Consider the following 9,330-nt stretch of genomic DNA (forward strand, 5'->3'; position numbering starts at 1 on the left):
CAATGCGTGCGTCGTTCATGCACCGCCACGCTCGAAGATGGAAATCGCCTGCATGGCCAGCCGTGGGACGGCTCCTACGAAAACCATCAAACGTTCAAAGCCCCGGCGATGTTTTTCGTAGGAGCGGACCCTGTCCGCGATACGCGCGTTGCTCATGCGCCATCACGTTTTCAAAGACTGGAATCGCCTGCGGGGCAGGCTCCTACGAGAAACAGCGACAGTCTTGCCGTTCGTAGGAGCGGACCCCGTCCGCGATGCGTACGTTGAGCAAGCGATGTCGCGTGTCCGAAGACCGCATCGCCTGCGGGGCAGGCTCCTACGAGAAACAGCGACGGTGTTGCCGTTCGGAGCGGACCCTGTCCGCGATGCGAGCGTCGTTCATGCACCACACGTGTTCGGAGACCGGAATAGCCTGCGGGGGCGGAGCGGGGGTTTCGGCGAGCACTGCTCGCCGCCCGCAGAGCCGGCTGGCCATGCAGGGCTGGCAGTGGATCGCTGCTCCGCCAAAAACTTCGCAGCTCGCAGCGCGGCGACGCTCACACCATGCGTTCGGGCCTGACCCAGTCGTCGAACTGTTCGGCACTGACGTCGCCGAGCGCCAGTGCCGCGTCGCGCAGGCTCAGTCCGTTTGCGTGGGCGTGGTGTGCGACCGCGGCGGCGCGGTCGTAGCCGATGTGCGGGCTGAGCGCGGTCACCAGCATGAGGGAACGCGACAACAGGTCGGCGATGCGGGCGCGGTCCGGCTCGATGCCGCGGGCGCAATGCGCGTCGAAGCCGGCCATCGCATCGGCCAGCAGGCGCACGCTCTGCATGAAGTTGTGCGCGATCAGCGGCTTGAACACATTCAGTTCGAAATTGCCCGAGGCCGCGCCCATGCCCAGTGCGACGTCATTGCCCATGACCTGGCAGCACACCATGGTGAGCGCCTCGCACTGCGTGGGATTGACCTTGCCCGGCATGATGGAACTGCCCGGCTCGTTCTCCGGCAGCACCAGTTCGCCCAGCCCGCAGCGCGGCCCGGAGGCGAGCCAGCGCACATCATTGGCAATCTTCATCAGCGCGCCAGCCAGGGTTTTCAGCGCACCGTGCGCGGCCATCAGCGCTTCGTGCCCGGCCAGCGCCGCATACGGGTTGGCGGCACGGCGAAACGGCAGGCCGGTATCGTGCGCGAGCCGGGTGACGACACGCTGACCGAACTCCGGATGCGTGTTGAGCCCGGTGCCGACGGCGGTGGCGCCGACCGCCAGCGCAAGCAGGCCGTCCACGCAAGCCCGCACGCCCTGCTCCGCCAGCGCGAGCTGCGCCACCCAGCCCGACATTTCCTGCCCGAGCGTCAGTGGCGTGGCGTCCTGCAGATGGGTGCGACCGATCTTCACGATGTCGGCGAATGCCGATGACTTGCCGTCCAGCGTGGCGCGCAGCTCTGCCAGCGCCGGCAGGAGCGTGTGCGTCACGGCCAGCGCGGCAGCGACATGCATCGCAGTGGGAAAGATGTCGTTCGACGACTGGCCCAGATTGACGTGGTCGTTCGGGTGCACGCGGCGCGCCTCGCCCCGGCCGCCACCCATGCGCTCCGACGCCAGATTGGCCAGCACCTCGTTCATGTTCATGTGCGTCTGCGTGCCGGAGCCGGTCTGCCACACCGACAGCGGAAAGGCGTCGGCATGCGTGCCGGCCAGGATTTCGTCGGCCGCGCCGGCGATGGCCTGTGCGCGTTCGGCGTCGAGCAGGCCCAGTTCGCCATTGACCAGCGCCGCGCTGCGCTTCACCCGGGCCAATGCCTCGAGCAACGCGTCGGGCATGCGTTCGGTGGAAATGTGGAAGTGCGCCAGCGAACGCTGTGTCTGCGCGCCCCACAGCGCGTCGGCGGGTACCTCGATGTCGCCGAACGCGTCGCGTTCGGTCCGTGTGGCAGTGGTCATGGCAGGTCCTCCCGAGCGATGACGGATCGCAAACCGATCCGGCTGCCCGTTCAGCCTAGCCCTTCGTGGCGCGATGCGCCGGAAATGCGCCGGAACACGCGCGGCGAAAGCTTGTCATCTATGCTGGAAGTGCGTGGATGCGGCGGTGATCTGATGCACATGCGCGCCGCGTCCGACGCTGACAACGATGGATCAGAAGAGGAGAAGGACCATGCTTATCGTTCATCACCTGAACAACTCGCGCTCGCATCGTATCGTGTGGCTGTGCGAGGAACTGGGCATCGACTACGAACTGGTCAAGCACCTGCGCGACCCGGACAGCCAGCGCTCGCCGGATTCGCTGAAGAAGGTGCACCCGCTGGGCAAGGCGCCGGTGATCCAGCACAACGGGCAGAAGATCGTCGAATCCGAAGCGGTCATCGAATACATCTGCAATGTATGCGCCGACGGCCGGCTCAGCGTGAAGCCGACGTCGCCCGAGTACGGGCAGTACCAGCAGTGGCTGGCGTTTGCCGAAGGCACGCTGTTTCCGGGTCTGCTGGTCGATCTGGTCGATGCGTGGACCGGTCGCGGCAACCCTGACCTGATGGGTTTCTTCGACGTGGAAACCGCGACGAACCACCGGTTCGCCGACGACGCATTGACCGGACGGGATTACCTGCTCGAATCCGGATTTTCAGCGGCTGACATCAATCTCGGCTGGGCGCTCGAATTCAGCGAGTGCCGCGGCTGGCTGCGCGACTACCCGGCGCTGCAGGCCTATGTCGAACGTCTGCGCGCCCGCCCGGCCTACCGCAAGGCGATCTCGAACGGCGGTCCGCAGGACCTGTCGGTATTTTCAGCCGGCGCGCGCTGACCCGAAGCACGCCCGTCCGTGGCGTTACTTCGCCGCGGCGGGCGACTGAAGGAAGGCGTCGAAGGCGGCGCAGAAGGCCTCCGGCACTTCGAAATACGGCATGGCGCCGGTCTGGAACACGGTGACCGTCCAGTTGCCGCCGCCGGTCACCCTGTCCATCCCGGTGTAGTTGGTGAAGTCGCCACGCACGCCATGGCTGACCCATACCGGGTGCGGGATGGCTTCATACACGGTGTGGATGTCGGCGCTGAACAGGCCGCCGGAGAGGAAATACAACGGTGCAAAGCGTGCGCCGGGCTGGCGCGTGGTCAGCACGTCGTAAGCCCACATCGTTTCGTCGATGTTCTTGCCGCCCCAGGTGCGCTCCAGAAAGTAGCGGATCACGCCCGGTCGCGTCAGCTGTCGGAACAGCCAGCGCGTCCACAGCGGCGCACTCAGGAAAGCGTACAACCCGGGCATCGCCCGTGTGCTGCCCGGCTCGCCGCGCCGCGGCGTGCGGCCATTCAGCCCGGTCGGACTGACCAGCGCCACCGTGCGCCAGTCGTCCGGCCGCTCGGCCGCCGCGCGGGCCAGATATTCGCAGCCCAGCGACACGGCGAGCCCATCCACCTTCACCCCGCCGCTCAACGCACGGATGTGCCGCGCAGCCGCGTGCAGCGCGTCGGTCATCAGCCGGGGCGAATACACCTGGTCTTCGCGCGGGCTGAAGCCATAGCCCGGCAGATCGATGGCATAGACGGTGTGCGTGGCGGCGTAACGCTCGTAAAGCGGCCGCATCTCTGCCGCCGACGCGGCCGCATTGATGCTGTGCACGAGCAGCATCGGCGGGCCGTCACCGGCGCGGTAGCAGTTCAGTCCGTCGAAAGACAGTCGCTCACCCGGCAGGGCGGGCGGCAGGACAGGCTGGGCGTCCAATGGAATCCTTGTCGGGTCGGCAGGTGGCCGAACAGTAGCAGGATGACGCGGCTCCCGCTGACTGGATCAGATCAGCAAAAAGTCATGTCGCGCTCAGCTTCACGCGGGCGCGGCGCGGTTGCCTCGCAAGGAGATCAGCACGCGGCCGCCCCGGAAAATCGTCGCGCGCCGTACCCTTCAGTTGCTTGCCGGTTCGATGCCTGGTCAAGGCCGATCTCGGCCAAGCCGCTTGCCAGGAGGATAGAAGATGTTCTGCACTGCATCGCGCAGTTCTTCCAGGTCCTGGGGCTTGGAAATCAGTTCGCGCACCCCGGCTGCGGCGGCTTGTGTGCGCAATTCCTCGGTGACGTACCCTGAGATGAGGATCACCGGCAAATCCGGCAGGGCATCGCGAATCGCCTTCGCGATCTCAAGGCCCGATGTACCTGGCATGTTGTAATCGGTCACCACCAGGTCGGCGCAAACCTTGCCGGAAAGCACTGCGTCAAGCGCCTCCCGCTGTTCAATGTAGGCGCTGACGCGATAACCCCAGCGTTCGATCATCCGCTTGCTTGCGTACAGCTGCGCCTGATCGTCGTCGATGTAGAGGATCAGCCGGCCACGGCCTTCGGCAGCCTGCCCCGCTCTTTCGATCGGGTCTGGCGCGGCAGCCATGTCGTTCGTGCCCGGAAGATACACCTCGAACTTGCTGCCTTTGCCAGGCTCGCTGTGCACAACGATCGCTCCCGCGTGAGCCTGCACGATGCCATGCACCACGCACAGGCCCAATCCTGTGCCTTTGCCTGATGGCCTTGTCGTGAAAAACGGTTCGAAGATGCGACGTTGCGTCGCTGCGTCCATCCCGTGTCCAGTGTCGCTGACGACGATCCGGGTGTAACGGCCCGGCCGCTGGGCAGGATCGGGGCGCGCCGAGGTTTCGTCGAACGTCACGCCATCAACGCGAATTTCGATGGTCCCGGGCCGGCCTTCCATCGCTTGCGCAGCGTTGACACCCAGGTTCAGCAGCACCTGAGTCAATTGAGTCAAATCGCCAAGTACGAAGGGCGTGTCGGCGGCGCAGTAGCACTCGACCCGCATTCCTCCGAGCAACCCTGCACGCAGCAAGCGAACGCTCTCCGTGACGATCGAAGGAATCGAGACCACTTGATGCGACGTCACCTGTCGTCGGCTGAAAGTCAGAATTTGTTGCACCAGGTCTCTGGCACGGCGACTGGCCTTCTCGATTTCAGTCAGACTCAGTAACGCCTGAGAGTTGTATGAGGCGTCCTGCCGCGCCAATTCTGCATTGATCAATATGGTGCCCAGGATGTTGTTGAAGTCGTGGGCGACGCCGCCCGCCAAGGTCCCGATCGCCTCCAGTTTCTGCGATTCGCGCAATTGCGCCTCGAGACGCTGATGCTCCTGTTCAGCCTTCTTGCGCCCGGTGATGTCGCGGATCACGGCCAGCAGGCCGGAAAAAGTTTCATCTTCCGCGCGCAACTGGCTCACCGAGGACTCGACATCGATTGCTTCGCCGCTGCGCTTCACGTGGACGTTCTCGCCGCACCAGAAGCCGGTCTCCCGCAGCGCAGTCATCGCGGCTGCTTCGTCTTCCGGACGCAGCCAGCGATACTGATAAATTTCGGAAAGTCGGCGCCCAAGCGCGTTGGGTGCCGAGACACCATACTGTCGCTCGGCCGCGGCGTTGAGAAATGTCACGCGCTGGTCGTTGTCGATGGTGACGACTGCATCGCTGACTTGCGCGAGGATTTCGCCGCGAAAGCGGCTTGACTCGGCGTCCAGGCCTTCAAGGCGGAAGATTTTCGGGCCTGCAGCAGTTTCCACAACGAGCGCGTCCACCACCCCGCTTCGGATGGCCTGCAGCGTGTCCTCCGCCTCCTGAAGTCGGGCGAGCAGATCGGCGTTTTGCTCGGTGAGCGTCGCGGCGCTGGCAGATTTGGCGCGCACGGTCGGTCAGTGACCTTCGTCGGTAGTGACTCGATCGCCGGCCTTGCGCAAATCGAGCCCAAGCAGGATGTTTTCCGTGTGCGACATGTCGCCGATGAAGCGCCGCAGCGGCAACGGCAGTGTTTTGACCAAGGTTGGTGCGGCGATGATCTGCTCGCCTTCGGCAAGCTCTGGGTGCTGAGAGATATCCACGACTTCCAGGTCGTAGCGTCCTTGCAGATGCGCCTCGCAAATCCTGCGAATGTTCATGATCGCGCGCTCGGAGTTGCGGGTCGAGCCGGCGACGTAAAGCCGCATGACGTAGCGCGCGCTGTCAAGCTTCGCAGCAGCGGCTTCAAAGCCAATCAGCGTGCGCAGGGTCGAGGGTTGCTTTCTCATGAGCAGTCCGCGTTATATTGGCCGCACATCGAGGCCGACGAGCACACGCTCTTCGTCGGACAAATCGCCGATGATCTTCGTGATCGGCTTGGGCAGGCGGCGCACGAGCGTGGGTACGGCGAGGATCTGGTCGCCCGCTGCGAGCTTCGGGTTCTTGATGAGGTCGATGATCTCGATCCGGTACTGCCCGGCAAGGTGCATCTCGCAGATTCGCTGCAGATTGGCACAGGCGGCAATCGACTTTGCGGTCTGACCGGCGACATACAGCCGTAGCTCGAAGGCGACGGGTTTGCTCATCGCTTTCCTTGCTTCCGGCCGCTTCCGGTCTTGTCGGCGCCGCGCAGGTGTGCCATGACGTCGGTGCTTTGCTGCGCCGTCCTTTGATGCAGCATCTCGCGCGCGAGGCTGAAGGCAACCTCGGCGGATTCAACTTCCGCTTCGCAACGCAGTGCGGCGATCTGTGCTTCGATCGCCTTCTGCCTGCTCGCAAGCCGACTCAGCTTGCGTTGATGATCCTCTTCGCGCAGTGCGGCGGCGGCGCGCTCCAACTCTTCCTGAGCAACGCGTGCCGTCCCGGTCAGCACATGCTCGGCGCCAAGGTAGACATCCACCAGCTCAATACCCTTGTCACTGAGCACGAACTCGCGGACCTGATTCGAATGTGCCATGCCGCGCGACTTCAGCACGTAGATCGTGCGGTTGCGTTCGCCATTGAATTCGACGTTGCGCAGCAGCAGCCACGTGTCCATGAGCGAAGAGACCCCGAGCTGCGAGTTCTCCGTTGTCTCTCCACCCCCGGAAGTGAGGTTCGTGAATAGTGTGGTGATCTGCTGCTGCTTGAGGAAGTCAATGAGGCGCATCAGCGTTGGCTTCACCGCCGACGTGTCGCGGTCGAGCGAGAGATTGCCGATCGGGTCGACCACCACAATGCTCGGTTGAAAGCTCCTCACGGCGTCGTGCATCATCACCAGGTGCTGCTCGAGCCCCTGCAGCGTCGGGCGTGACGAGTGGATCTGAAGCAAGCCCTTTTTGACCCACGGTCCGAGGTCGATGCCGATGGAACCCATGTTGCGGATGATCTGGGCGCTTGATTCCTCGTAGGCGAACAGCAGCACCCGCTCGCCGCGGCGGCATGCGGCATCGGCGAACCTGGCGCCGATGCTGCTCTTGCCCGTGCCCGAAGAACCCGAGACCAGGACGCTGCTGCCGCGAAAGACGCCCTGGCCACCGAGCATCTCGTCCAGCCGGGCGATGCCCGTGGGGATGCGCTTCGCCGAGACCTCATGGTCGAGCCGCAACGAGGTGATCGGCAGCACTGAAAGGCCATGCTCGCCTATGGCGAAGGGATACTCGTTCGTGCCGTGCGCCGAGCCGCGATACTTCAACACGCGCAGCCGCCGGGTGGAAATCTGCTCGTGAATGCGCTGGTCGAGGATGATCACGCAATCCGCGACGTATTCCTCCAGCCCGTAGCGCGTCAGCGACTGGTCGCCACGCTCGCCGGTAATGACGGCCGTCAAACCGTGATCCTTCAGCCAGCGGAAAAGGCGTCGCAACTCCGCGCGGAGAATGGCATGGTTGGGCAGGCCGGAAAACAGGGCCTCGACGGTATCGAGGACCACGCGTTTCGCACCAATGGACTTGACGGCGTGACCCAGCCGGATGAACAGACCCTCCAGATCGTACTCGCCCGTCTCTTCGATCTCGCTGCGTTCGATATGAACGTGATCGAGGATGAGCTTCTTCTGCGCGGCGAGTCTCTCCAGATCAAAACCGAGCGAGCGGACATTGGCCGTCAGCTCGGCCACGTTCTCCTCGAACATCATGAACACACCGGGCTCACCATACTGCGTCGCGCCGCGCACGAGGAATTCCATGGCAAGCATGGTTTTTCCTGAGCCTGCGCTGCCACAGACGAGGGTTGGCCGTCCCGCAGGCAGTCCGCCGTCTGTGATTTCGTCAAGGCCAACGATGCCGGTGGGGCATTTGGGCAAATTCCCGCCCCTGGACAGCGTATTGGTCTTCAATGTCGTTGGTTCCGTGGTCAAACCGGTTTGATCCTCTGAGGTCTGCTGAGCGCTGTGACGACGTCCGTTCCATCTGCGTGCAGCGGTTCTGACCATCGGGCGGGGCATCAACCCACCAGACCGGAAGCCCGTTTGATGGCGCGGGAACTGAGGCGCAAACCGCACCCGGCGCCCGGAACCACACTTTGGCCGACACAATCCTCGATATTGTCGTTAGCGTGGCGTTGGTCGCTCTGTGCGTTATCGTACATAACGGTGGCCGGGAGCCCTTCGGGTAGGGTTCGGGTTCGCCCCTGCCGCTACACGCTTCAGCCCCGAGGGGCGGTACATGGCAACCAGGACCGGAGTGGCCACAGACCCGGTGCCTCTCCGCTAGCCAGTCGCCATGCACGGGGCACTGCATGGCTCCGAGGAATTGCTGCTCGAGCGACTGCTTTGTGGCGACCAGGTCGGGACAGTGAATGTCTCTTCAGGGTCGGCAGTGCCTTCTGGAGAAATCAGTCAGCGGACGCTCGACCGGCCTCGGTACCCCAGAAGTAGTGGGGTACGGCCCGCCAGAGACACCCCCAGAAACCCAGGGATGGCATGAAGCGTACGGGACGTCCGGACACAAAAAAGCCCCGGAACACGTGGTCAACCGGGGCTTTCAGGGAGTCTTGCGAGACGTCTTGGGACCAGGGCCGTCGCACTCGAAAGTCATAACGGTTTGATCCCGAGCATGGCCATACGAATGTCGTCGTCCCAGGCTGCACGTTTGCGCTATCGGCGCAGGCTGGCCTTGGCAGTGTCGGAGGTATCGGTGCGAATCAGGTTGAGCACCATTTTCTTGAGCAGCGAGAGGTTCTGCGGCGCATGATCTCGACGCACAGTGCAGGCATCCTCGCCGAACTGCACGTCCAGCATCCAGTGCAGCCGGTTCTCGATGCCCCAGTGCGCGCGGGCAGCGCTTGCCAGGTCGTCGGCGCTCAGATCGCGCGAACTCAGGTAGTAGCGGAACTCAGGTTCGGCGTACCGCTCGCCCTCGACCCGCTGTGTGAGGATGCGACCGATCGTGCGGCATCCGGGCCATTGCGCCGGATCGACGATACCTTTTGCCGACGCCACCCAGACGAACTGCCCCACGGTGCGGCCATGGCTGCGCTCGACGTCTTCATGCCGAGGCTGCGCAACGGCGCGGTCGATGAAGGCATCTTCGATCACGCGCAACAAGGTCGGCTGGTTGCCCTTGACCGCCAGCAGATAGTCGCCACCCTGCGCGACGATGCGCTCGGCGATTGCCTTCTGG

General features: G+C 64.0%; 7 protein-coding genes and 1 pseudogene. 1 reads left to right on the forward strand and 7 read right to left on the reverse strand.

Annotation, left to right across the window (positions count from 1 at the left end):
- Window positions 1-536 precede the first annotated feature (536 nt).
- Window positions 537-1,922, reverse strand: a complete 1,386-nt coding sequence (fumC, locus tag Q8Q80_RS15590) for a class II fumarate hydratase (protein ID WP_305633802.1) — start codon at window positions 1,920-1,922, stop codon at window positions 537-539.
- A gap of 211 nt (window positions 1,923-2,133) precedes the next feature.
- On the opposite strand from fumC, the gene Q8Q80_RS15595 reads away from it, so the two are divergent.
- Complete coding sequence (locus Q8Q80_RS15595) at window positions 2,134-2,778, forward strand: glutathione S-transferase family protein (protein ID WP_305633803.1); 645 nt, start codon at window positions 2,134-2,136, stop codon at window positions 2,776-2,778.
- Between the two features lie 24 nt (window positions 2,779-2,802).
- Here Q8Q80_RS15595 and Q8Q80_RS15600 read toward each other — a convergent pair whose 3' ends face one another.
- The 6 genes and pseudogenes from Q8Q80_RS15600 to Q8Q80_RS15625 all read right to left on the reverse strand — a co-directional run.
- Window positions 2,803-3,693, reverse strand: coding sequence for an alpha/beta fold hydrolase (locus Q8Q80_RS15600; protein WP_305633804.1), 891 nt, complete (start codon window positions 3,691-3,693; stop codon window positions 2,803-2,805).
- Between the two features lie 204 nt (window positions 3,694-3,897).
- Entirely contained in the window at window positions 3,898-5,640 is a 1,743-nt protein-coding gene (locus Q8Q80_RS15605) for an ATP-binding protein (RefSeq protein ID WP_305633805.1), read from the reverse strand.
- A 6-nt stretch (window positions 5,641-5,646) separates the two neighbouring features.
- Complete coding sequence (locus Q8Q80_RS15610) at window positions 5,647-6,018, reverse strand: circadian clock KaiB family protein (protein ID WP_305633806.1); 372 nt, start codon at window positions 6,016-6,018, stop codon at window positions 5,647-5,649.
- A gap of 12 nt (window positions 6,019-6,030) precedes the next feature.
- A complete protein-coding gene (locus tag Q8Q80_RS15615; protein WP_305633807.1) occupies window positions 6,031-6,315 on the reverse strand; it encodes a circadian clock KaiB family protein in 285 nt (94 codons plus the stop codon).
- Entirely contained in the window at window positions 6,312-8,045 is a 1,734-nt protein-coding gene (gene kaiC, locus Q8Q80_RS15620; RefSeq protein ID WP_305633809.1) for a circadian clock protein KaiC, read from the reverse strand. Before kaiC ends, Q8Q80_RS15615 begins: the two co-directional genes overlap by 4 nt.
- 696 nt (window positions 8,046-8,741) lie before the next feature.
- Window positions 8,742-9,330: pseudogene (locus Q8Q80_RS15625) on the reverse strand (ISAs1 family transposase); the annotation flags it as partial.

The sequence above is a fragment of the Methyloversatilis sp. genome (assembly GCF_030698125.1).
GTDB lineage: Bacteria > Pseudomonadota > Gammaproteobacteria > Burkholderiales > Rhodocyclaceae > Methyloversatilis.

What these genes read in the sequence shown, in the direction of transcription:
- Q8Q80_RS15610 (WP_305633806.1), bottom strand. Translation starts at nt 6,018, where the DNA reads ATGAGAAAGCAACCCTCGACCCTGCGCACGCTGATTGGCTTTGAAGCC.
- fumC (WP_305633802.1), bottom strand. Translation starts at nt 1,922, where the DNA reads ATGACCACTGCCACACGGACCGAACGCGACGCGTTCGGCGACATCGAG.
- Q8Q80_RS15615 (WP_305633807.1), bottom strand. Translation starts at nt 6,315, where the DNA reads ATGAGCAAACCCGTCGCCTTCGAGCTACGGCTGTATGTCGCCGGTCAG.
- Q8Q80_RS15595 (WP_305633803.1), top strand. Translation starts at nt 2,134, where the DNA reads ATGCTTATCGTTCATCACCTGAACAACTCGCGCTCGCATCGTATCGTG.